We start from the raw sequence: 21,213 nt of genomic DNA, 5'->3' as shown, positions 1-21,213 counted from the left end.
AGCCGCATGGACCATCACAGGACTCTGGAGATGAGTCATGGCCCGTCACTCCACCGCGCAACGGCATACCCCGGAGACGCGAGACGCCAGGACCCACCACCTCTTCGACGAGCTGGCCGAGACCCGCGACCCCGCCGAGCGAAGCCGGATCGAGGCGGAGCTGGTCGAGCTGCACCTGGACCTCTGCGACCGTCGGGCGGCCCGCTACGCCGGGCGCGGCGTGCCGTACGACGACCTCGTCCAGGTCGCCAGGGTCGGTCTGGTGATGTCGATCAGGCGGTACCGGCCCGGGCCGGACTCGTCGTTCGTCCGCTTCGCCGTCCCGACCATCACCGGCGAGGTCAAGCGCTACTTCCGCGACCACGGCTGGACGGTGCGCCCACCCCGGCGGGTCCAGGAGCTGGGCCCGCAGGTCCGCGCCGCCCGCGAGCGCTGGGAGCACGAGCACGGCCGGCCACCGGGCCTGGCCGCCCTGGCCGACGAGCTGGACGTCTCGGTACGGGAGCTGACCGAGTGCCTGGTGGCCGAGCAGAACTTCCACCTGGTCTCGCTCGACCAGCCGTACCTGGACGACGAGGGGGCCTCGCTGGGGGACCGGCTGCCGATCCGGCACCGCGAGCTGGACATGGTGGTCGAACGGTTCGACCTCGCCCACGCCCTGACCCGGCTGGGCCGGGCCGAGCGGGAGCTGGTCCGGCTGCGTTTCGTGGAGGGGCTGACCCAGAAGCAGATCGGCGAACGGCTGGGGGTGAGCCAGATGCAGGTCTCCCGGCTGGTCACCGCCGTGCTGAAGCGACTGCGGGCCCACATGGAGCCGGCCGGGTTGCAGTCACGGATCGCCTGACGGGTGGGGTGCGGGACCGGCGCCCGCCGGCCGGGTTCCGCCGTCGCGCAGCGTCTCGCTCGGCAGCAGGCCGTACTCGGCCCGGTAGAGCATCGAGAACCGGCTGGGGCTGAGGAAGCCCCACCGCGCCGCGACCTGCGTCACCGTCGTGCCGTCGTCGGCCCGCGCGCGGCGCAGGTCCTCGTGGGCCCGGTCCAGGCGGATGCGTCGCAGGTGCGCCATCGGCGTCGTGTCGAGGTGCCGGCGGAAGGCGAGCTGCACGGCGCGGACCGTGACACAGGCCGCCCGGGCGATGTCGTCGACACCGATCTGCAGGCCCGCGTTCGACTCGATGAAGGCGAGCGCCCGGCGCACCGTCTCGGGGGTGTCCTCCGCCCGGTCGGTCGGCGGCTCGTCGGGCACCGACGTGTTCGGGAAGGTGGCCAGGGCGGTCGCCGCCAGGAGGCGGGCGGCGCTGTCCGGCACGAGCGCGCCCGTCGCCTCGTCGCCGACGAGCAGGCTACCGGTCACGAAGTCGACCGTCTGGGTCCACACCCGGGCCGCCGCCGGCGGGACCGGCCGGTGTCCGGTGAACCGGATGCCCCGGGCGCTCGAGCCCAGGTCTGCGGCCGCGACCCGGCGGATCAGCTCGCCGCTGACCGTCACCACGGTGGCGCTCGCGTCGTGCCAGCGGCACCAGTGCCCGACCGACGGGTCGGCGAGGATCAGCACCGCCTCGGCGACGAACCGGTCCGACACCCGGCCCTGGCGCCAGTCCATGCTGCCGCGCCGCAGCCGGCACACCCGCAGCACGTCGTGGGCCTCGGCCGTCACGCTCACCCCGTCGAGGACGATCTCGTCGACCGTGCAGGACCCGGCCTCGATGCGGTCGATGCGCAGGCGCACCGTGGGGTCCTCGACCCGGATGCTGAGCACGGAGCCGTAGGCCCGCTCGAAGCTGTCGGCGAGCCTGGTGCGGTCGCTCGTCTCGAAGTGGCGCCGCGTGGGCGTCCTGGCGGGCCGGGGGGCATCGACCCGGACGGTGTGCGCCGCAGCGGCATCAGGGGACGTGGTGGGACGCCGGGCACCATCCCCCGGCGCGATGCCTGCCCGGCCGGCGTGGCCTGCGGCGACGTGGACCACAACACCCCCCTGTCGACGAGAGCGGCGGGCCGAGCCCCTGACACCTCCCGCCTCACGAGACGGTACCCATTTCTGCGCGGCTTCACCCGGAGGAGGGTCGCTGCTGCGCCCCGCGCTCGCCCTGCCGTGCTCCGGGTACCTGTGGGAGCATCGAAGGTGATCGGCGGGGGGATGACCCGATTGGAGGCCACCGGTGGATGAGCAACCGGACACTCCCCCCGAGCGCGGCGCCGAGGAGCGTCCGCGGCGGCCGGGACGCTACTCGCGCCTGCGCCACTCGGTGGGCCGCCACCCGCTCGACGTGCTCCGGCTGGCGATCTCCGCCGCGGTCGTGCTCGCGTGCCTCACCGTCGCGCGGGCCCCGGGCGTCAACGAGGTCGAGGCGGCCATCTTCCACGAGCTCCAGCGGCTGCCCGCGTTCTCGGCCCCGCTCTGGCGGGTCCTGCCGTGGTTCGGGTACTGGCCCGGCATCATCCTCGGGGCGGGCTTCGCGCTCTACCTCGGTCGGGTCCGGATGGCCATCGCGGTGGCCTGGTCCGGCGTGGTCGCCTGGACGCTCGTGCTGGTCCTGCACCAGCTGGTCGGCGCCCGGATCGTCTCGGCGGAGCTGCTCACCGAGGCCACCCGCGGGCCGGGGCCGGGCGGCTTCCTGTTCCCCTCCCTGCACGCCGCGGTCATCGCGGCCATCGCCACCGCGGCCGGACCGTACGTCACGCGGGCGGAGCGCCGGCTCAGCTGGCTGCTCGTGGTGGGCGTGTCGATCGCCGAGCTCTTCCTGGGCACCTCCCTGCCCGTCGGGGTCTTCGCCGGCGTCTTCCTCGGCTGGGGCGTCGGGACGCTGCTGCACCTGGCGCTCGGGGCGCCCGGCCGGCGCACCGCCGAGCCCGCGGTGCAGGCCGCCCTGCGCCAGGTCGGGATCGTGCCGGCCGAGATGACGCGCCTGCCCGGCCAGCTGTTCCGGCCCCAGGTCTACGAGGTCCTGACGGCCGATGACGAGCGCATCGAGGTCAAGGTGGTCAGCCGCCTGCACCGGTTCGCCGGGATGGGCTACCGGGCCGGCCGGGTCGTGGCATCGCTCGAGCTGGACCCCGTACCGGCCCTCTCGACGCCGCGGCACGAGGTGGCGCACGAGGCCTACATCACCCTGCTCGCCGAGCGGGCCGGAGTCGGGACGCTGCCGGTCCTGCTCGCCGGTGAGATCGAGCACGGACCCCCGTTCCTGGTGCGCCGCCACCTCGACGGGCGGCTGCTGTCCGACCTCAGGCCCGGTGAGGTGACGGACGGGCAGCTCGACGAGATCTGGCATACGGTGTCCACGCTCGGCTCGTCGGGGATGGTCCACCACGACCTGCGCGCCGGCAACATCCTGATCGACGAGGCCGGCGTGATCCGGATCACCGACTTCACCTTCGGCCGGATCACCGGGTCGCGGCAGCAGAGCATTCGCGACGTGGCCGAGCTGCTCGTCACGCTGACCTCGGTCGTGGGGGTCGAGCGCGCCGTGGCCAGCGGTGTGCGGAACCTGCCCGCGCAGACCCTGCGCGACGCCATCCCGCAGCTGCTGCCGCTCGTCGTGCAGCCGCGGTTCCGTCGACAGCTGCGTCAGCGGTCGGACCTGATCCGGCTCCGGCAGGAGATCGCCTACCGGACGGACTGCGAGATCCCGCCGTTCCGCTCCCCGGTGCGTCCTGCCACGGTCGGCATCCTCGCCGCAGGTGGCGTGGCGGTATACCTGCTGCTGCCGGAGGTCTCGAGCCTGACCCGGGTCCGCTCGGTCATCGCCGCATCCCAGTGGGACTGGCTCGGCGCCACGATCGTCCTCGGGATGCTGGCGATCCTGGCCTCCGGGCTGACCATCCTCGGGTCCGCGCGCCAGTCGCTGCCGACCCTGCGGACCATGGCCGTGCAGATCGCGGCGGGGTTCACCGGCCGCACCACGGTCGCCGCGGTCGGCTACTACACGATCCACCTCTCGTTCTTCGACAAGCTGGGTATGCCGCGCACCGACGCCGTCGGCGTGCTGCTGCTCAACCGGGCGGCGACGGTCGTCATCACCGGTCTCGCGACGGTCGCCGGCATCCTGGTCATCGGCGACGCCGTGCCCGTCGGTGAGGTCCACCCGGACTGGTGGTGGTGGGTGGTCGGCGCCGGGGTGCTGGCCGTCGTGGTCGCGTTCCTCGCCTCGCCGTGGGGCCGCGTCCGGGTGTGGATGCCGCTGCGGGCCGTGCTGGGCCGGCTGGTCGACACGGTGGTGCCGACCCTGCGCAGCCCGGTCCGGGGCATCCAGCTCGTCGCCGGCGAGGTGCTCTTCCTGCTGTTCTCGGCGCTCGGCCTGGCCACCACGCTGACCGCGCTCGGCTCGCACTACTCCCTGGAGGCGGTCATCGCCGTCTTCGTGGTCGCCTCGACGCTGGGTCAGCTGCTGCCCACGCCCGGTGGTCTCGGCGCCGTCGAGGGCGCCCTCGTCGCGGGGCTCACCGCCATCGGCGTCGCGCCGACCGACGCCGTCGCGGCATCCCTGACCGCGCGGATCCTGACCTTCTGGCTGCCCGTGCTGCCGGGCATCGCCGCCTTCCGGATCCTGCAGCACCGCCAGATCATCTGAGCCGGCGCACTCGCGCGGGCAACGGCCGGACGCCCGATCCGGCGGCGCGGCAGGGCGCGGTCCGCGGTGGCGCCATCCGTGACAATGGTCACCTTTCCGACATCCCTCGGTGCGCGGCCGCCGGGACGGCGAGGATTCGCCATAGGCGGGCACGGGGGCTCGCGACACACCGTCAGGGGGGACCACTGGTGAGACGAAGGACCAGATCGCTGCTTGCTGCCGTCGCGATGGTCGCCATGACGGCGACCGCCGGCGCGGTGGCCCACGCCGACGAGACGCCGTTGCCGAACGGGACGACTCGGCTGGCCGGGGCCGACCGCTACGAGACGTCGGCCGCCGTGTCGCGCCGGTCGTTCGCGGCGCCGGTCACGGCGGCCTTCGTGGCCACCGGCACCGACTACGCCGACGCGCTCGCGGGTGGTCCGGCCGCGGCCCGGCGGGGCGGACCGGTCCTGCTGGTCCGCAAGGACGGGGTGCCGAAGTCCGTGCAGACCGAGCTCGCCCGCCTGCGGCCCACGACGATCTATGTGCTCGGCGGGACGAGCGCCATCAGCTCGGCCACGGCCCAGAAGCTGGGCTCGTACGCCACGTCCGTGGTCCGCCTGAGCGGCTCCGACCGCTACGCGACGGCGACGGCGGTGTCACGGCGCGGCTGGTCGAGCGCGTCCACCGTGTTCCTGGCCTCCGGCGCCGGCTTCGCAGACGCGCTCTCCGGCGGCGCCGCCGCGGCACACGAGGGCGTGCCGCTCCTGCTGACCCAGCCGAGCCGGCTGACCGGGACGACGCGGACCGAGCTGGCGCGGCTGAAGCCGAGTCGGGTCTACGTGCTCGGCGGCACCGGAGCCGTCTCCGACGCGGCCCTGTCCGGCGTGCGGTCGGCGCTGCCGGGCGCCTCGGTCACCCGCCTGTCCGGCGCCGACCGCTACGCGACCTCGGCGAAGATCGCCCGGACGGTCTGGTCCGACGGCGCCCCGGCGATGTTCTTCGCGACCGGGCTGTCCTTCGCGGACGCGCTGAGCGGCACGCCCGCGGCGAAGGTCAACGACGCCCCACTGGTGCTGACGAAGCAGGCCTGCCTGCCCAGCGCCGGCTACTCCGTCCGGTCCACGTTCGCCCCGGGCAAGACCGTCATCCTCGGGGGGACGGGCGTGCTGTCCAACAACGGCGCGACCCAGGAGTGCGGGACCATGCGCTACTCGGGGACCGGGGACGACGTCATCACCATCAGCAAGCCCGGTGGCGCCACCAACCCGGCCATCGCGACCTTGACGCACGACGGGTCGGAATACTTCAGCGTGTGGGGTCTCGACTCCAAGATGGAGGACACGGACCTGCTGGTCAGCACCGTCGGCCCGTACCGGGGCACGGTCCTGTTCGACGACTACTCGGAGTCCAAGAGCCTGCAGATCCAGGCGGACGGAGCGTGGACCGTCGCGATCCGGGCCACGTCGGCGGCACCGAAGATCTCGGGCAAGTCCGCCTCCGGCCACGGCGACACCGTCCTGAACTGGAGCGGCTCGGCCTCCACCGCACGGCTCACGCACGACGGTTCGAGCAACTTCATCGTCGAGGCGTACGGCAGGTCCGGCGACTGGGACCTGCTGGTGAACGAGATCGGCTCCTACCAGGGAACGGTCCGCTGGCCCGCGGGCCCACGCGTCATCTCGATCGAGGCCGACGGGAACTGGAGCATCGCGATCAAGTAGGGTGCCCTCGCCCCGCCCTGCTCACGGGTGTGGGCTGGCGTTCGGAGGGGTGGCCGGGGTGCGCCCGACCACTCCTCCGGCCCGGCCGGGGCCTTGGTGCAGAGGATGACCGCCACCCGGCTCAGGCAGCGCGCCAGCCGTGCACGTACACCGCGGCGTCGACCAGCACGGCCACGGCGGCCTGCTCGACCAGGAACGGGTGGTAGGCGGCGGCCCGCAGCGGCTTGGTCTGCTGGCCGTTGATCCACGGGAACGTCGCGCAGATGCTGTGCCCGCGGCTGGCCCGCCACACGTCCACGTAGCCGACCCCGGTCTGGGCTGCGGCGTGCTGCAGTGCCTGGGTGAGCGCGAGGTTGACCTCGTAGCCGTAGGAGTAGTCGCCGTCGGCCAGCGGCAGCAACGCCGGGCAGGTGCCGTGGGTCGGGACGATCTGCGGGTAGCCGACGAGCAGGATCCGGGCGTGCGGCGCCCGGGCCTTGATGGCGTCCACGACGCCGACGATGCGCTGCTGGGTCACTGCGACGGCTGCCAGCAGCCGGTCCTGCCCGCCCTGCTGCATCGCCTGGCGGCACGGGTCACCGGTCGGGTCACCGGCCCGCAGGGTCGGGCAGTAGCCGACGAGCGTGCCGAAGACGCCGAAGTCGTTGCCGCCGATGCCCAGCGTGACCAGCTGCGTGTCCGGTCGGAGCGCGTCCAGCTGTGCCGGCACGCCCGGCAGCTGCGAGGTGTACATGTCCTCGGTCTGCGCGCCGCTGCAGCTCGCGTCGACGAAGTCGGCGATGCCCAGGGTCCGCGCGACCAGGTGCGGGTAGTTGTTCGTCGAGCGGACGCAGCCGTCGGCCGGGATGACCTTGGGCACCAGGGGGGCGGCGGTGTAGGAGTCGCCGAGGGCGACATAGCTGGCCACCGGCGACCTGTCCCAGCCGGCCGCCCCGACCACGCCGGGTGCTGCGGCCGCGACGGGTGAGGCCGTCGCGCTCGACGCCCCCCCGACGAACGCGCTGAGCACGACCGCCGCGGCGGCCAGTGCGCTGACAACGAACCTGCGACGACGAACCACGGCCCCTCCTGGTGTCTCGGCAACGACCCTTCAGTCTGCGCCCGACCCGGCCCGGTGCGCCAGACCCGGCCGGTCGGGCCGCAGGCTTGATCGACCGGACGCGACCCGCAAGGGTGGGCCCATGCAGCAGACCGATCTCGAGTACGCCGGCCACGCCGGGACCATCGTGGCGCGACGCTGGGCAGGTGACCGGGCCGAGTACGTCGTGCTGCTCGTGCACGGCTACGGCGAGCACTCCGGCCGCTACGGGCAGGTGGCGCAGCGGCTCGTCGACGACGGGGCCGTCGTCTACGCGCCCGACCACGTCGGCCACGGGCGCAGTGCGGGCGAGCCCGTGCTGATCGCCGACTTCGAGCCGATGTGCGAGGACGTGCACCTGCTCGAGGGTCGCGCCCGGGCGGAGCACCCTGGCCTGCCGGTCGTCCTGATCGGGCACTCCATGGGCGGACTCATCGCGGCGCGGTACGCACAGCGGTTCGGCGCAGGTCTCGCCGCCGTCGTCCTGTCCGGGCCGGTGCTCGGCAGCTGGGCCGCGGCCGAGGGCCTGCTGGCCGCCGACGAGATCCCGGACGTGCCGATCGACCCCGCGACCCTGAGCCGCGACCCGGCCGTCGGCGAGGCGTATGTCGCCGACCCGCTCGTCTGGCACGGCGCGTTCAAGCGGCCCACGATCGAGGCGATGGTGCGCGCCATGCACACGATCGAGCAGGCCGGCGCCTTCGAGGGGCCCATCCTGTGGCTGCACGGCGAGGAGGACCCGCTGGTGCCGATCGGGCCGTCCCGGGCCGGCTTCGCGACGCTGGCCGGGCCGCACGCCGAGTCGAAGTCCTACCCGGGTGCCCGGCACGAGATCTTCAACGAGACGAACCGGGACGAGGTCCTGGGCGACGTCATCGGCTTCGTCCGGCAGCACCTGCCCGAACACTGACCGCCTGTCGCGATGTACGGGCATCCCCGAACGAGCGGACGACCATTGGTCGACAACGGCGGATGACGCGCACCTTCCTGAGCACGAGCCCGGCCCTGACGCAGGGGCGAGCCGGACCAATGGTCGTCCGTGCGCCCGAGCTTGACCGCCCCGACCGGTGCGACCCGACTACAGCGGGCGGAAAGCCCGCAGCAGGCGCCGGGGCGACAGGTAGGCGCGCACGGCACCGGCGTACGGGCGCTCCCCGGTGGCGGAAATCAGGTGCAGGTACTGCTCGAAGGTGGTCCTGCCGTCGGCATGCTCGGGGGCCAGGTTGTGTCCCGCTGCGAACGCCTGCCCCGCCTTGCCGGGCACCGGTACCTCGACGATGCGGCGGCGCCGCCGGGTCCGGTCGAGCACGGCCTCGCCGAGGCTGCGCATGGTGCGCACCTCGGGTCCGCCGAGCTGGTCGATCCGCCCGGTCGGCGCACCGAGCGCGAGCGCCGCGAGCCGTTCGCCGACCTCGGCGACCTCGACGGGCTGGATCCGGACCCCCTTGGGCAGCAGCATCACCGGCGGCCCGGACAGGCCCAGCAGCAGCGCGGCGACGAGGTCGTGGAACTGCGTGGCGCGCAGCACCGACCAGGGCAGGCCCGAGGCGGCCAGGTGCCGCTCGTCGGCGAGCTTGGTCGGGTAGAAGCCGAACGGGATCGAGTCGACGCCGACGATCGAGATGTAGACGACGTGCGGCCGGTCGGCCCGCAGGGCCCGCTCGATGACCGCGTCGACCGGCTGGGTGCAGTGCACCACGACGTCGACGTCCCGAAGCGCCGTCTCCAGGCCCTCCCCCTTGCGGACGTCACCGGTGACGAGCTCGACGTTCGACAGGCCCGTGACCGGACGGATGCCCCGGCTCAGCACCCGCACCTCGACGGCGGACCGCTGGAGCGCGGCGACGACGGACCGACCCAGCACCCCAGTCCCACCGGTGACGAGGACGCGGCGCACCCGCTTCGGTTGGTTGCTCATCCACCCATCCTCGACCCGTCTGCCGGACGGCCGGAAACGGGTCGCGGGCCGAGCCCCGGCGCGGGTAGCGTCACCGGGCGTGACGGACGAGCTGCTGCAGGCCTACGACGACCAGCTCCGGACCGAGGCCGAGCTGGTCGACGCCGCCGAAGTGATCCGGATCGGGCCGCTCTGGTGCGCGACCTTCGAGCATCGGACCCGGGGCTTCGTGACGTACCGGGACCTGGCCGGCGCGGCGGGGGCGGGCCTCGACGGGCTGGTCCGACAGGCCGTCGCCCACTTCCGGGACACCACCGCGGTCGCCTCGTTCGAGTGGAAGACCCGGGGGCACGACCGGCCCGCCGACCTGGCGGACCACTTGGTGGCACACGGCCTGCAGGCGCAGGAGCCGGAGACCGTCATGGTCGGGCCGGCCGCCGCCCTGGCGGCGCCGGTCCCCCTTCCCGCGGGCGTGACCGTGCGCCGGGCCGGCGCGAGCGCCGACCTGGCCGAGGGCGCCGACCCGGACGAGGACGCCGGCCTGGCCGAGGACGCCGCCCGGGCAAGCGAGCTGCAGGAACGCGTCTTCGGTGGTGGCACCGGCCCGGGCGCGCAGCAGCTGGTCGCCGACCTGGCCGCGCACGGCGACCGGCTGACCCTCTGGCTGGCCGAGGCCGGTGGGCGGGTCGTCTGCGCGGGACGGCTGTCGGTCGTGCCGGGCACGCAGTTCGCGGGCCTGTGGGGCGGGGCCACCGACCCGGCCTGGCGGGGGCAGGGGATCTACCGGGCCCTCACGGCGGCCCGGGCCCGGCACGCGCTCGAGCACGGCGTGCGCTACCTGCACAGCGACAGCACCGAGATGTCCCGGCCGATCCTGGCCCGCAGCGGGCTGCGTGCGGTCACCACGACCACGCCCTACCTCTGGGTGCGCATCCCGTCCTGACCGGTTCCCGACCCAGCGGCGCCCCGCGCAACCACGTGCGGCGGCACCGGGCGCGCGGGGGCCGGTGAGCGGCATACCGGCTCGGGGTAGGTTCTCGTCCAACTGGCACCGAGCCCGTGACGAAGGAGCACCATGAACCCGGCCGGCCCGAGTCCCGCTGCAACCCGCACCCTCACCGTCGCGGACGGCGCCTTCCGGCGCGACGGGCGGCCCCACCAGATCATCGGCGGCGCGATCCACTACTTCCGGGTCCATCCCGACCAGTGGCGCGACCGGCTGGCCCGGCTGGCCGCGATGGGGCTGAACACCGTCGAGACCTACGTCGCCTGGAACTGGCACGAGCGGCGGCGCGGCGAGGTCGACTTCACCGGATGGCGCGACCTGGCCCGGTTCGTCCGCGAGGCCGACGCACAGGGCCTGGACGTCATTCTTCGGCCGGGCCCGTACATCTGCGCCGAGTGGGACTTCGGCGGGCTCCCGGCCTGGCTGATGACCGAGCCCGGGCCGACGCTGCGCGCCTCCGACCCAAGCTTCCTGGCGGCGGTGGTCGCCTGGTTCGACGCGGTCTGCGACGTCATGCGACCGCTGCTGGCGACCCGGGGCGGGCCGGTCGTGGCCGTGCAGGTGGAGAACGAGTATGGCTCCTACGGCGACGACGCCGGGTATCTCGAGCACTGCCGGGCAGCCTTGGTGGACCGCGGGATCGACGTGCTGCTGCTCACCTCGGACGGCCCCGCGCCCGACCTGCTCGCCTCGGGCACCATCCCCGGGGTGCACGCCACCGTCAACTTCGGCTCGCGCGTGCCGGAGGCCTTCGCCGAGCTGCGCGCCGTGCAGCCCGACGGGCCGGACATGTGCATGGAGTTCTGGGACGGCTGGTTCGACCACTGGGGCGAGCCGCACCACGTGCGCGCGGCCGCCGACGCCGCCGGGGTGCTCGACGACATCCTCACGCGCGGCGCCAGCGTCAACCTCTACATGGCCCACGGCGGGACGAACTTCGGGCTCTGGAACGGCGCCAACCTCGAGGCGGGCCGCCTGCAGCCCACGGTGACCAGCTACGACTACGACGCGCCGGTGGGCGAGGCGGGCGAGCTCACCGCCAAGTTCCACGCCTACCGGCAGATCCTGGAGCGGTATGCCGCCCACCCCCTGCCCGAGCCACCCGCGCTCCCGCCGCGGCTGGCTGCCCGGCAGGCCGAGGTCGGCGAGTGGGTCGCGCTGCTGGACTGCCTCGACGTGTTCGACCCGCCGCGTCGCGCACCGTTGCCGCTGGTCATGGAGGAGCTGGGGCAGGACCACGGGCTGGTCCTCTACCGCGGCTCGGTCCTGCTGCCGCCCGACCCGCCGCCGCTCGTCCTGGAGGGTCTGGCCGACCGGGCCACAGTGCTGGTCGACGGGGCCGTGGCCGGGGTGGCCGACCGCAACGACCCCGCTGCCGAGATCGCGCTGACCACGCCGGGAGACGGGCGGCGCTCGGACCTCGCGATCGTCGTGGAGAACCAGGGGCGGATCAACTTCGCCCAGGCGATCGGCGAGCGCAAGGGGCTGGCCGCGGTCCGGCTGGGGCGCCGCTTCGTGCACGGCTGGGAGAGCACGGCGCTGCGGCTCGACGCGGCCGGCCTGACCGGGCGGCTGCGCTTCGGCAGCGCGCCCGGCGCGGCGGGCCCGGTGTTCGGACGGACCTCGCTGCGGCTCGACGAGGACCCGGCCGACGGGTTCCTCGCCCTGCCCGGCTGGGGCAAGGGCTTCGTCTGGCTCAACGGGTTCCTGCTCGGCCGGTACTGGCAGGTCGGTCCGCAGGTGACGCTCTACGCGCCCGCACCGCTCTGGCGCCCCGGGGACAACGAGGTCGTGGTGCTCGAGCTCGAGCGCCCGGGCTCGTCGGTCGAGCTGCGGTCCGAGCCGGACCTCGACGGCGGGCGCCAGGTGGCCCAAGGCGTGCCGGCCGCCGCCGAGACGGTCTCGTGAGCGTGCGGTCGTCGGCGCACACCCGGTCCGGCTGGCCGAGGCCTAGCCGGCGAGCCGGTCCAGGGCGTCGCGCAGCCGGGCGACCGTGCCGTCGACGTCGGTCAGCTTGTCCAGGCCGAACAGGCCGACCCGGAAGGTCGAGAAGCCGTCGGGCTCGCCGCACATCAGCGGCACGCCGGCCGCGACCTGCAGGCCGACCCCCTTGAACCTGGCCCCGCTGCGGATCTCCGGGTCGTCCGTGTGGACCACCACGACGCTGGGAGCAGCGAACCCGTCGGCGGCGACCGACGCGAACCCACGCTCGGCGAGCAGGGCCCGGACCCTCGTCCCCAGCTCGACCTGCGCGGCCCGGAGCCGCTCCGGGCCGAGGTCGCGGGTCTCGAGCATGACGGCGGCGTTGTGCGCGAGGGAGTCCGTCGGCAGCGTCGCGTGGTACGGGCTCTCCCCCCGCCGGTAGGCCTCGGTGATGGCGAGCCACTTCTTCAGGTCGACCGCGAAGCTGGTCGAGGTCGTCGCCTCGACCGTCGCCCGACCGGCCTCGCCGAGCATGACGTAGCCGGCGCAGGGGGTCCCGCTCCCGCCCTTCTGGGGTGCGCTGAGCAGCACGTCGACGCCGAGGTCGGCCAGGTCGACCCACAGCGCGCCGGAGGCGATGCAGTCCAGCACGAAAGTGCCACCCACCTCCTGCGTGGCCGCGGCAACCGACCGGATGTAGTCGTCCGGCAGCAGGATGCCGCCGGCCGTCTCGACATGCGGGGCGAAGACGACCTCGGGCCGCCCGGCGCGAATCGCCGCGACCACCTCGTCGACCGGCGCAGGCCGCCACTGCGCGTGGACGGACCCGTCGAGCGGCCGGGCCGCGCACACGGTGACCTCGTCGCTGATCGCGCCGGCCGCGAGGATCTGGGACCAGCGGTACGAGAACAGCCCGTTGCGCACGACCAGGCACCGCCGGCCGGTCGCGAGCTGACGGGCGACAGCCTCCATCGCATAGCTGCCCCCGCCCGGCACGACCGCGACGGTGCGGGCGTGGTAGGTCGTGCCCAGCACCTCGACCAGGTCCTGCATGGCGCGCACGAACCGCTGCGACATGTGGTTCAGCGAGCGGTCGGTGAACACGACCGAGTACTCGAGCAGGCCGTCCGGGTCGACTTCGGGACGTGGGAGTGTCATGCCTGCACCATCCCACACCAGTTCGGGGGGCCCGGTTCGACAGACCCCGAGGCCCGCACGACCGGCGACCGCCAGCCGGTCCGTCGGCGGAAAGGTCACGATCCGGTGCGGCATCGTTCCGCAACGGGACCACCGTCTGTAGTCTCACGAACACTCGTCAACTCTGGAGGACACCGATGTCGCAGTTCACCCCTCGCCTCGCCCGCTCCGCCGCCCTCGTGGGCCTCGCCGCCCTCGCGCTCGCGGCCTGCGGTTCCAGCAGCAGCGGCGACAACGGCGCCGCCGCCAACCCCACCGGCGGCCCGGTGCTCGTCAGCCCCGGCAGCCTCACGGTGTGCACGCACCTGTCCTACAAGCCGTTCGAGTTCAAGGACGACTCGGGCAACGTCGTCGGCTTCGACATGGACCTGGCCAACGCCGCCGCCAAGCAGCTCGGCGCCACGGACGTGAAGATCGTCGACATCGAGTTCGCCTCGATCACCTCCGGGGCCGTGTTCGCCGCCAAGAAGTGCGACATCGCGATGGGCGCGATCACGATCACCGACAAGCGCAAGCAGACCGTCAACTTCTCGCTGCCGTACTTCAACGCGACCCAGGCGCTGCTGACCAAGAAGGACTCCGGTGTCGCCGACCTGGCCAGCCTCAAGGGCAAGAAGGTGGGCGTGCAGACCGACACCACCGGCCAGATCTACGCGGAGAAGAACAAGGACGCGAACGGCTACGAGATGATCATCTTCGACGACCTGCCGACCCAGCTGGCCGGCCTGCAGTCCGGACGCGTCGACGCGATCATCAACGACAACGGCCCGCTGCTCAACTTCGCCCAGAGCAACGCGGGCTTCCAGGTGGTCAAGGAGTTCGACACCGGCGAGCAGTACGGCTTCGTCGGCCAGAAGAACGACGCGAACGCGGACAAGATCATGGCGGGCTTCAACGACGCGCTGAAGAAGATGGTGGCCGACGGGTCCTACAAGGCGAGCTACAAGAAGTGGTTCGGCTCCGAGCCCGCGACCATGCCGACCTTCTCGTGAGGCCACGTCGATGACCGCACCGGCAGCAACCGTGGGGCGAGCGCGCAAGGGCTCGCCCCGCAAGCGGGCCCAACGGATCCGCTGGATCCAGTACGCGATCCTGATCGCCGTCCTCGTCCTGATCATCGCGGTCGCGGACTTCCCGCAGATCCAGAAGGTCTTCTTCCGCACCGACATGATCCGGGACACCCTGACCCAGGGTCTCGGGACGGCCCTGCGCAACACGATCGTCTACTCGGTCGGCGCCTTCGTCCTCGGCCTCGTGGTCGGCACCATCCTGGCGCTGATGCGGCTCTCGTCCGTCGGCCCCTACCGCTGGCTCGCCGGCATCTACATCGAGTTCTTCCGGGGACTGCCCACGATCGTCGTGCTGATGGCCTTCGGGCTGCTCCCGCTCGCCTTCCCCGGGATGCAGATCCCGTTCGGCATCTACGGCACGGTCTGGACCGCGCTGGGCATCGTGGCCGCCGCGTACATGTCCGAGACGATCCGCGCCGGCATCCAGGCGGTGCCCAAGGGCCAGGTCGAGGCCGCCCGCTCGCTGGGCATGCCGACCGGGCCGACGACCCGCAAGATCGTGCTGCCCCAAGCGTTCCGGATCATCATGCCGCCGCTGACCAACGAGCTGATCCTCGTGGTCAAGGACAGCTCGCTCGCCTACATCATCGGGCTGTCGGCGACCTCGTTCGACCTGACGAAGTACGGCCGCGACCTGGCGAACACCAACGCGAACCTGACCCCACTGGTCGTCGCCGGCCTGTGCTACCTGATCATCACGTTGCCCCTCACCTTCCTGGTGCGGCGCATGGAGCGGAAGACGGCGAAGGCACGATGACAGCGAACCCAGCTCAGCGGCATACCGCTGCGTCGGCGAACGGCTCGGCCGTCGTCGAGATCAACGGTCTGCGCAAGTCGTTCGGCCCGGTCGAGGTCCTGAAGAACATCACCACCTCGATCCGACAGGGCGAGGTGGTCTGCGTCATCGGCCCCTCCGGCTCCGGCAAGTCGACGCTGCTGCGGTGCGTCAACCTGCTCGAGCACCCGAGCGGCGGCCAGATCCTCATCGAGGGGGTCGAGGTCACCGACCCCGACTGCGACCTCGACGAGGTGCGCAGCCGGATGGGGATGGTCTTCCAGCAGTTCAACCTCTTCGCCCACCTGTCGGTGCTGAACAACTGCACGATCGCCCAGAAGGTGGTGCTCAAGCGGGGCAAGGCCGAGGCCGACAAGGTGGCCCTCGCCAACCTGGCCAGGGTGGGGCTGGCGGACCGCAGCGGCGCCTTCCCGGCGCAGCTGTCCGGTGGCCAGCAGCAGCGCGTGGCGATCGCGCGGGCGCTGTCGATGGACCCGAAGATGATGCTCTTCGACGAGCCGACCTCGGCGCTCGACCCGGAGCTGGTCGGGGACGTGCTGGCGGTCATGCGCCGGCTCGCCTCCGAGGGCATGACGATGATGGTCGTCACCCACGAGATGGCCTTCGCGCGTGAGGTCGCCGACCGGGTCATCTTCATGGACGGCGGCGTCATCGTCGAGGAGGGTCACCCCGACGACGTCATCGGCAACCCGCAGCACCAGCGCACGCGCACCTTCCTCAGCCGGGTGCTCGACCCGACGCACGTGGGCGCCGACGAGGACACCGCGGCCGAGCGGGCCGACGAGCAGCAGCGACGGCGGATCAAGCAGGCCGAGACGGCGGCGCACGCACAGCCGCCGATGCGCGACGACCTCGGAGAGCACGGGCTCTGATGCCGGCGCGTCAGCCCGGCGACGTCACCGTCGTCGGCGCCGGGCTGATCGGGCTGTTCAGCGCGCACTACCTGCTCGAGCGCGGGTATGACGTCACGCTCCTCGACGCGGCCGGCGCCGGCGGCGGGGCGGCCCGGGTGAACGGCGGCTGGGTCTGTCCCGCCCGCAGCGACCCCCTGCCGTCGTGGGGGGTCGTGCGCGACGGGCTGCGCTCGCTCGTCCGGCCGGATGACGGCAGCTTCTTCCTCGGCGCCCGCGCGCTGCCGCACGTGGCGGGCTACCTCGGCCGGTTCGTGCTCAGCTCGGGGCGGCGCCGGTTCGAGCGGTCGTGGGACGAGCTCGACGTGCTGAACCGGCAGACCGCTCGGCTGGTCGACGAGCTGGTCGGTGCGGGCATCGTGGTCGGCCTGCAGGACGAGGGATTCCTGATGCTGCACCCGACCCGGGCGCGGGCCGAGGCGTCGCGGGCCGCACTGCTGGCGGTCTCCCGGCGCGGGCTGTCGCCGGCACCGGAGCGCGTGCTCGGGCGGGAGGAGCTGCTCGAGCTCGAGCCGGGTCTCGGGGAGCGGGCCCGGTTCGGCTTCGTCCATCGCGGGGACCGGTGGCTCGACCCGTCCCGGCTGGTGGACCGGCTGGTCGAGTCGGCGCTGTCGCGCGGGGCGCACCTCGTGACGCAGGCCCCGGTGCGGGCGGTGCGCCAGCGCGGTTCGCGGGTCGAGCTGGCGACCCCGGCGGGGGTCAGGGGCGCCGGGCGGGTCGTGATCGCCGCCGGGGCGTGGTCCGAGCGGCTGCTCCGGCCGCTGGGGGTGCGCGGCTACGTGACGCCGGGCAAGGGCTACAGCTTCACCGTCCGCCCCGAGCACCCGCCGCGGCACGTGCTGCGGCTGGGCGACACCCACATCGGGGTGACGCCGATGGGCGACCGGACGCGGCTCGTCGGGCTGGTCGAGCTCGACGGGACCCGCGAAGGGGTCCACGCGCAGCGGATCGCGCTGATGAGACGGCAGGCGGCGCCATACCTGACCGGTATCGACTGGGACGCCAGCACCGACGTGGCGGTCGGGCCGCGGCCGATGACCCCCGACGGCAAGCCGCTGATCGGCTGTGTCCCCGGCGCCGAACGCATCGTCGTCGCGACCGGGCACAACATGCTCGGGCTGAGCCTCGGTGCCGCGACCGGTCGGCTCGTGGCCGACCTGGTGGCGCACGGCGCGGCAGCGGGGGTGCCGGCCTTCGACCCGATGCGCTTCACCCGCCGGCGGGGGTGGTGAACTGTCCATCGGGATTGGTGCCCTGTCGATCGGGGGGGTGGCGGCGGGCGGGCGTCAGCGGACCTCGACGTGGATGACGCGCCGCTCGGTCGGCTCCGACTCCCACGGCCGGCGCAGGGTCAGGACGACCTCCCCGGAGCCGGGGTCGCCGGCGTGCAGGCCCAGCGCGAGCGTCCGCGCCCGGCCCGGCAACGCCCGGTCGACCGGCTCCACCTCCGCCCGGCCCTCGGTCAGGCACTCGGGCAGCTCGGCGACGGACCACAGGTAGCCGCCGCCGGACTGCTGCGCGAGCCGGAGGAGCAGCTCGTCACCCGGGGTGAGCTCGACGCGGTCCCCGTCCCGGGGCTCGGTCATCACGTGCTGCACGATGTCTCCTGCCTCGTTCGACGCCCTCGGGCCGACCGTCCCCCTGGACGGTCGGCCGTCGGAGCAGCCCGGCTCACCGGGCAGGTCGGCTCACCAGACGTAGAGCGTGCCGATGGTGCCGGCCGGGTTCTCGTCGGCGTATGGTGCGCTGCCGGTGGCCCGGGCGTGGGCGGCCAGCAGGGTCATCGTGGTCGAGCCGGTGTCGGTCAGGTCGCTCAGCTTCTTCCAGCCCGCAGTGGACAGGTAGGCCCAGGCGTTGCGGTTGGTCTGCTCGGCGTAGGTCGCCACGATCTGCTGGCCGGTGATCGGCGTGCCCGCCGAGTCCGGCAGGCCGGCCGAGGCCGCCTGGGGTGGCTGCATCGTCGGGGCCGGCCCCGGCGCTGCACCGGCGGCGGTGGCGTGACCGGCGTCGTCGGTGAGCAGCTTCAGCTCCGCGTCGGTGAGGGGGTGCGGCTGCGGGGCCCCGTCGTGGGCGACGAGGTCCGCGGTCGTCTCCGGCTGGGGCGCGGCCGTCGGGGCCGCCGTGGTCGTGGTCTTGCTCGGCATGTCGCTGTCTCCTCAGTAGGCGTAGACGGTCTTGATGGTGCCGTCGTCGGAGTAGGCGTTGACGAAGGCGCTCTTCTCCTTGGCGGTCAGCAGGTCGGCGAACATCGCCACGTGCGCGGTCCCGGTGGTGCCGCCGACGTGGAGCCAGCCGACGTCCTGCACGTAGACCCAGCCGTTGCGGTCCTGGCCGGTGCTGTAGCCCCCGATGACCTTCTTCGCGGTGGTCCAGGCGCGCAGGTTCACACCGGTCACCGCGACGTTCGACCAGGTGTCGATGTAGCACTGGCCGTAGGCGATCAGCCCGTAGCCGCCCATCCCCCAGCCGGTGCCCCAGCTGTTCTTGATGATCCAGGCCTGCTGGGCGTCGTCGTAGCCGACGATGGCCACACAGTGGCCGCCCTCCTGCTTGCCGGTGGTCTGCTTGTACACCCCGGACTTGTAGCTGAAGAAGTCGGTGTAGACGACGAAACAGCCGGTCACCGGCCCGACGGTGGTCAGGTGCGCCTTGATCTCGTCCACCTTGTTGGTCAGGTCGACGGTGCCGGTGGCCTTGGCGCGGTGCTGCTGCCAGTTCGCCGGGGCGGAGCCGCCATTGGTGTTGCCGGCCGTGTAGGCCCACTCGGCCTCGAAGCAGATGCCGTCGTTGGTGGCGAAGGTGAGGGCCGGCATCGGCATCCACCCGGTGTCGCAGGTGACGCCGACCGTCGAGCCCCAGCCGTAGTACAGGTGCGCCTCGGAGAAGTCGGAGTCGAGCGTGGGCATGCGCCGCTGGTAGCGGGCGGTGCCCTCCATGGTCGCGACCGACCCGAACGCGACGCAGGAGCCGCACGCGCCCTGGTCCCGGATGCCGCTGACGTAGCTCAGCCCCCCGACGTTGCGCAGGTCGAAGGCGGCGGGCAGCCCCGCGGCCCCTGCGCTCGGCCCCTCGAGCAGGCTGGCCCGCAGCCGGACGGCGCGCTGCTCCAGCAGGGCAAGGTGCTCCGCGTCGGGCAGCGGGACACCGAGCCGCCGGGCCCGCTCGCTGCTGCTCAGGCGGGTGAGGTGGTTCTCGGCCGCCTCCCAGGGATGGTTCTGCGTCTCGAGCTCGCGCTGTACGGCGCCGACGTCGACGCGATCCTTTCCGGGCATGTGTTTCCTCCTAGTGGACCGCTCCCTCGAGTCGGGGAGGGACAGCGATCAGAGGCGGGGCGGGGCTCGTTGATACGACGCGGGCGGTCCCCGGTGGGGTCGCGTCCGGTGAGGCGGGTCCGCCTCGACCGGCCCGGGCCGTACGTAAGGACACAACAAGTGCCTGCGGCCGGTGCCGCCGCGTGTTCAGGGCCAGGCGCAGCGCCGGACTTGATGTGTCCTTGCGAACATCCGGCGACCGGGTGCGGTCACTTCCGGGCTCGCCGCTGCTGCGCACCCGGCATGGCTTGTGCCGCTTGACGACGCGATGCGTTAGCGCCTACTTACGTTAGCAATGGCTAAGCATCTGCCCTTCTGGACGCGATCGCGGAGCCCACCCACCGCGTCATCATGGAACGCCTGGTCGAGCAGCCCTCGTCGGTCAGCGACCTGGCCCGCGGTCTACCGATCAGCCGCTCGGCCGTCTCGCAGCACCTGCAGGTCCTCAAGTCCGTGGGCCTGTTCCACGACCACGCCGAAGGCGTGAGCCGCATCTACCGCGTCGTCGATCGCGACCCGCTATCGATCATCCCCTCCTACTTCGACAGCTTCTGGCGCAGGTCCCTCGACTCGTTCCGCGAGGCCGTCGAACATGGTGAGGAGACCCCGTGACAATCATCCACGCGACGACCGTCCGTGTCTTGACCGAGGTCGCCGGGCCGGTCGCCCGGGCGTTCCAGATGTTCGCCGCAGAGATCGGAACCTGGTGGGACGAGGACAGGCACATTCTCGGAGCGCCGCTGGTCGAGCTGGTGTTCGAGCCGTTCGTCGTCGGCCACATCATCGACCGCGGCGTCGACGGCACCGAGTGCCGGTGAGCCCGGGTGCTCGTCTACGAGCCTCCGCATCGGGTCTGCTTCAGCTGGGACATCGACACCAGATGGCACGTCGAGACCGACCCGGACCGGGTCAGCGGGGCGGGACACTGCACAGTCAAGGGTTGTTGGAGCGAGGTTGACAACTATCGGACGAGTTTCAGCCTCAGCTCGGGATCATACGGGTATGGCAAGACGAACCTAGGGACAATGAGTTTCTCGTTCAAAACGGTGACGGCAGGGGCCAAGTTCACCGTTTCTTCGGCCAGTTTCAAGACCAACAATCGCGGCAACCGCCTGAGCTGGATCAATCGGGAGATCTTGTATCTTTCAGCGGCCTACCCCGGCGGCAACAGCCAGAGCCCACGCCAGTTCAGCGTCTACAATGATCCCGACAACGTTCAGACGCTCAATTAATGGGTTGCCGCCCCTAACGTGCCCCTAACGTCTATTGATACGAGAGCATCCAGCAGCCCACCGCCGCGGTCGAGGTGGGTTGGCACGACCCTTCAAGTGCCTACCCAGGCGAGTGGTACGTCCATGCGAAGTCCATCAAGTACAAGCGCCAGTCCAACGCGACATACACCATTCAGGGTGGTTCCACCCCGTCCGACCCGGCGGGCGCTGGGTGGCACTGAGCACCGAGGCTGGGGGAGGTGGGGGATGTGTCCCTCGATGCGCAGGAGGGAGCGCTCATGTGGCACCGGGCCGAGGTGGAAGCTGCCAGGAAAGGTAGGCTCCACGGTTGACGTCGAAGACCCAACGCTGAGCCACGTTCTGGGCCTTTACCCACTGCCTTACCACCATTCGTGATCCCTCGAACCGTTCGACGTCGTCACCACGGCGGAGGTACGCGAACCACAGGCCCAGATCTGGGTCGAACGGGGCCATAAAGACGACCCCTCCTGGTGCATTCGTGGGAGGCGGTTCAG

General features: G+C 72.3%; 20 protein-coding genes. 13 read left to right on the top strand and 7 right to left on the bottom strand.

All coding sequences use genetic code 11. The annotated features are described in order from the left end of the window. Positions 1 to 37: 37 nt before the first annotated feature. Positions 38 to 844 (top strand): sigma-70 family RNA polymerase sigma factor, encoded by an 807-nt coding sequence (locus WMI84_RS01920; RefSeq protein WP_347350308.1) that lies wholly within the window; start codon positions 38 to 40, stop codon positions 842 to 844. On the opposite strand, the gene WMI84_RS01915 is transcribed toward WMI84_RS01920, so the two are convergent. Further along, a complete protein-coding gene (locus tag WMI84_RS01915) occupies positions 830 to 1,966 on the bottom strand; it encodes a helix-turn-helix transcriptional regulator (protein WP_347350307.1) in 1,137 nt (378 codons plus the stop codon). The genes WMI84_RS01920 and WMI84_RS01915 overlap by 15 nt on opposite strands. 193 nt (positions 1,967 to 2,159) lie before the next feature. Between WMI84_RS01915 and WMI84_RS01910 the strand changes: the two genes are divergently transcribed. Beyond that, on the top strand, positions 2,160 to 4,571 hold the full coding sequence (locus WMI84_RS01910; protein ID WP_347350306.1) for a lysylphosphatidylglycerol synthase domain-containing protein: 2,412 nt from the start codon (positions 2,160 to 2,162) through the stop codon (positions 4,569 to 4,571). Between the two features lie 236 nt (positions 4,572 to 4,807). After that, the gene (locus tag WMI84_RS01905; protein WP_347350305.1) at positions 4,808 to 6,277 is read left to right on the top strand and encodes a cell wall-binding repeat-containing protein; all 1,470 of its coding nucleotides are present in this window, start codon (positions 4,808 to 4,810) and stop codon (positions 6,275 to 6,277) included. Between the two features lie 121 nt (positions 6,278 to 6,398). On the opposite strand, the gene WMI84_RS01900 is transcribed toward WMI84_RS01905, so the two are convergent. Beyond that, positions 6,399 to 7,337 (bottom strand): SGNH/GDSL hydrolase family protein, encoded by a 939-nt coding sequence (locus WMI84_RS01900; protein WP_347350304.1) that lies wholly within the window; start codon positions 7,335 to 7,337, stop codon positions 6,399 to 6,401. A gap of 121 nt (positions 7,338 to 7,458) precedes the next feature. On the opposite strand from WMI84_RS01900, the gene WMI84_RS01895 reads away from it, so the two are divergent. After that, entirely contained in the window at positions 7,459 to 8,265 is an 807-nt protein-coding gene (locus WMI84_RS01895) for a lysophospholipase (RefSeq protein WP_347350303.1), read from the top strand. A gap of 168 nt (positions 8,266 to 8,433) precedes the next feature. Here WMI84_RS01895 and WMI84_RS01890 read toward each other — a convergent pair whose 3' ends face one another. After that, entirely contained in the window at positions 8,434 to 9,273 is an 840-nt protein-coding gene (locus tag WMI84_RS01890) for an NAD(P)H-binding protein (RefSeq protein WP_347350302.1), read from the bottom strand. A 79-nt stretch (positions 9,274 to 9,352) separates the two neighbouring features. Between WMI84_RS01890 and WMI84_RS01885 the strand changes: the two genes are divergently transcribed. Both WMI84_RS01885 and WMI84_RS01880 read left to right on the top strand, forming a co-directional pair. Continuing rightward, positions 9,353 to 10,195, top strand: coding sequence for a GNAT family N-acetyltransferase (locus tag WMI84_RS01885; RefSeq protein ID WP_347350301.1), 843 nt, complete (start codon positions 9,353 to 9,355; stop codon positions 10,193 to 10,195). Between the two features lie 132 nt (positions 10,196 to 10,327). Then, positions 10,328 to 12,166 (top strand): beta-galactosidase family protein, encoded by a 1,839-nt coding sequence (locus WMI84_RS01880; protein ID WP_347350300.1) that lies wholly within the window; start codon positions 10,328 to 10,330, stop codon positions 12,164 to 12,166. A gap of 42 nt (positions 12,167 to 12,208) precedes the next feature. Here the strand turns inward: WMI84_RS01880 and WMI84_RS01875 are convergent, their stop codons facing one another. Continuing rightward, positions 12,209 to 13,339, bottom strand: coding sequence for an alanine--glyoxylate aminotransferase family protein (locus WMI84_RS01875; protein WP_347350299.1), 1,131 nt, complete (start codon positions 13,337 to 13,339; stop codon positions 12,209 to 12,211). Between the two features lie 176 nt (positions 13,340 to 13,515). On the opposite strand from WMI84_RS01875, the gene WMI84_RS01870 reads away from it, so the two are divergent. Genes WMI84_RS01870 through WMI84_RS01855 form a run of 4 tightly spaced genes read left to right on the top strand, consistent with a single transcriptional unit; the run spans position 13,516 to position 17,387 of the window. After that, positions 13,516 to 14,370 carry a transporter substrate-binding domain-containing protein gene (locus WMI84_RS01870; RefSeq protein ID WP_347350298.1) on the top strand — a complete coding sequence of 285 codons (855 nt, stop codon included), beginning with the start codon at positions 13,516 to 13,518 and terminating at the stop codon, positions 14,368 to 14,370. 10 nt (positions 14,371 to 14,380) lie between these two features. Then, entirely contained in the window at positions 14,381 to 15,205 is an 825-nt protein-coding gene (locus WMI84_RS01865) for an amino acid ABC transporter permease (RefSeq protein WP_347350297.1), read from the top strand. Beyond that, positions 15,202 to 16,116 (top strand): amino acid ABC transporter ATP-binding protein, encoded by a 915-nt coding sequence (locus WMI84_RS01860; RefSeq protein WP_347350296.1) that lies wholly within the window; start codon positions 15,202 to 15,204, stop codon positions 16,114 to 16,116. The genes WMI84_RS01865 and WMI84_RS01860 overlap by 4 nt, the downstream gene beginning before the upstream one ends. Next, positions 16,116 to 17,387 carry an FAD-binding oxidoreductase gene (locus WMI84_RS01855; protein ID WP_347350295.1) on the top strand — a complete coding sequence of 424 codons (1,272 nt, stop codon included), beginning with the start codon at positions 16,116 to 16,118 and terminating at the stop codon, positions 17,385 to 17,387. The genes WMI84_RS01860 and WMI84_RS01855 overlap by 1 nt, the downstream gene beginning before the upstream one ends. Before the next feature lie 54 nt (positions 17,388 to 17,441). On the opposite strand, the gene WMI84_RS01850 is transcribed toward WMI84_RS01855, so the two are convergent. The 3 genes from WMI84_RS01850 to WMI84_RS01840 form a co-directional block, all read right to left on the bottom strand. Next, positions 17,442 to 17,753: a protease inhibitor I42 family protein gene (locus WMI84_RS01850; protein ID WP_347350294.1), complete on the bottom strand. Its 312-nt coding sequence runs from the start codon at positions 17,751 to 17,753 to the stop codon at positions 17,442 to 17,444. A 90-nt stretch (positions 17,754 to 17,843) separates the two neighbouring features. After that, complete coding sequence (locus tag WMI84_RS01845; RefSeq protein ID WP_347350293.1) at positions 17,844 to 18,299, bottom strand: hypothetical protein; 456 nt, start codon at positions 18,297 to 18,299, stop codon at positions 17,844 to 17,846. Between the two features lie 12 nt (positions 18,300 to 18,311). Next, positions 18,312 to 19,427, bottom strand: coding sequence for a C1 family peptidase (locus tag WMI84_RS01840; RefSeq protein ID WP_347350292.1), 1,116 nt, complete (start codon positions 19,425 to 19,427; stop codon positions 18,312 to 18,314). A gap of 354 nt (positions 19,428 to 19,781) precedes the next feature. On the opposite strand from WMI84_RS01840, the gene WMI84_RS01835 reads away from it, so the two are divergent. The 3 genes from WMI84_RS01835 (at position 19,782) to WMI84_RS01825 (ending at position 20,698) form a co-directional block, all read left to right on the top strand. Next, positions 19,782 to 20,078 (top strand): metalloregulator ArsR/SmtB family transcription factor, encoded by a 297-nt coding sequence (locus tag WMI84_RS01835; protein WP_347350347.1) that lies wholly within the window; start codon positions 19,782 to 19,784, stop codon positions 20,076 to 20,078. Then, positions 20,075 to 20,284: a hypothetical protein gene (locus tag WMI84_RS01830; protein ID WP_347350291.1), complete on the top strand. Its 210-nt coding sequence runs from the start codon at positions 20,075 to 20,077 to the stop codon at positions 20,282 to 20,284. Before WMI84_RS01835 ends, WMI84_RS01830 begins: the two co-directional genes overlap by 4 nt. 207 nt (positions 20,285 to 20,491) lie before the next feature. Further along, a complete protein-coding gene (locus tag WMI84_RS01825) occupies positions 20,492 to 20,698 on the top strand; it encodes a hypothetical protein (RefSeq protein WP_347350290.1) in 207 nt (68 codons plus the stop codon). Positions 20,699 to 21,213: the final 515 nt, after the last annotated feature.

Source organism: Intrasporangium sp., from assembly GCF_039812505.1.
Classification (GTDB): Bacteria; Actinomycetota; Actinomycetes; order Actinomycetales; family Dermatophilaceae; genus Intrasporangium_A.
Note: the sequence above shows the minus strand (reverse complement) of the source record. Positions and strands in the feature narration are given on the sequence as shown.

Excerpts from the sequence above, each read along its gene's own strand:
- WMI84_RS01920 (WP_347350308.1), top strand. The coding sequence starts at position 38 with ATGGCCCGTCACTCCACCGCGCAACGGCATACCCCGGAGACGCGAGAC.
- WMI84_RS01905 (WP_347350305.1), top strand. The coding sequence starts at position 4,808 with ATGACGGCGACCGCCGGCGCGGTGGCCCACGCCGACGAGACGCCGTTG.
- WMI84_RS01895 (WP_347350303.1), top strand. The coding sequence starts at position 7,459 with ATGCAGCAGACCGATCTCGAGTACGCCGGCCACGCCGGGACCATCGTG.
- WMI84_RS01890 (WP_347350302.1), bottom strand. The coding sequence starts at position 9,273 with ATGAGCAACCAACCGAAGCGGGTGCGCCGCGTCCTCGTCACCGGTGGG.
- WMI84_RS01880 (WP_347350300.1), top strand. The coding sequence starts at position 10,328 with ATGAACCCGGCCGGCCCGAGTCCCGCTGCAACCCGCACCCTCACCGTC.
- WMI84_RS01875 (WP_347350299.1), bottom strand. The coding sequence starts at position 13,339 with ATGACACTCCCACGTCCCGAAGTCGACCCGGACGGCCTGCTCGAGTAC.
- WMI84_RS01870 (WP_347350298.1), top strand. The coding sequence starts at position 13,516 with ATGTCGCAGTTCACCCCTCGCCTCGCCCGCTCCGCCGCCCTCGTGGGC.
- WMI84_RS01865 (WP_347350297.1), top strand. The coding sequence starts at position 14,381 with ATGACCGCACCGGCAGCAACCGTGGGGCGAGCGCGCAAGGGCTCGCCC.
- WMI84_RS01860 (WP_347350296.1), top strand. The coding sequence starts at position 15,202 with ATGACAGCGAACCCAGCTCAGCGGCATACCGCTGCGTCGGCGAACGGC.
- WMI84_RS01855 (WP_347350295.1), top strand. The coding sequence starts at position 16,116 with ATGCCGGCGCGTCAGCCCGGCGACGTCACCGTCGTCGGCGCCGGGCTG.
- WMI84_RS01845 (WP_347350293.1), bottom strand. The coding sequence starts at position 18,299 with ATGCCGAGCAAGACCACGACCACGGCGGCCCCGACGGCCGCGCCCCAG.
- WMI84_RS01840 (WP_347350292.1), bottom strand. The coding sequence starts at position 19,427 with ATGCCCGGAAAGGATCGCGTCGACGTCGGCGCCGTACAGCGCGAGCTC.
- WMI84_RS01825 (WP_347350290.1), top strand. The coding sequence starts at position 20,492 with ATGAGTTTCTCGTTCAAAACGGTGACGGCAGGGGCCAAGTTCACCGTT.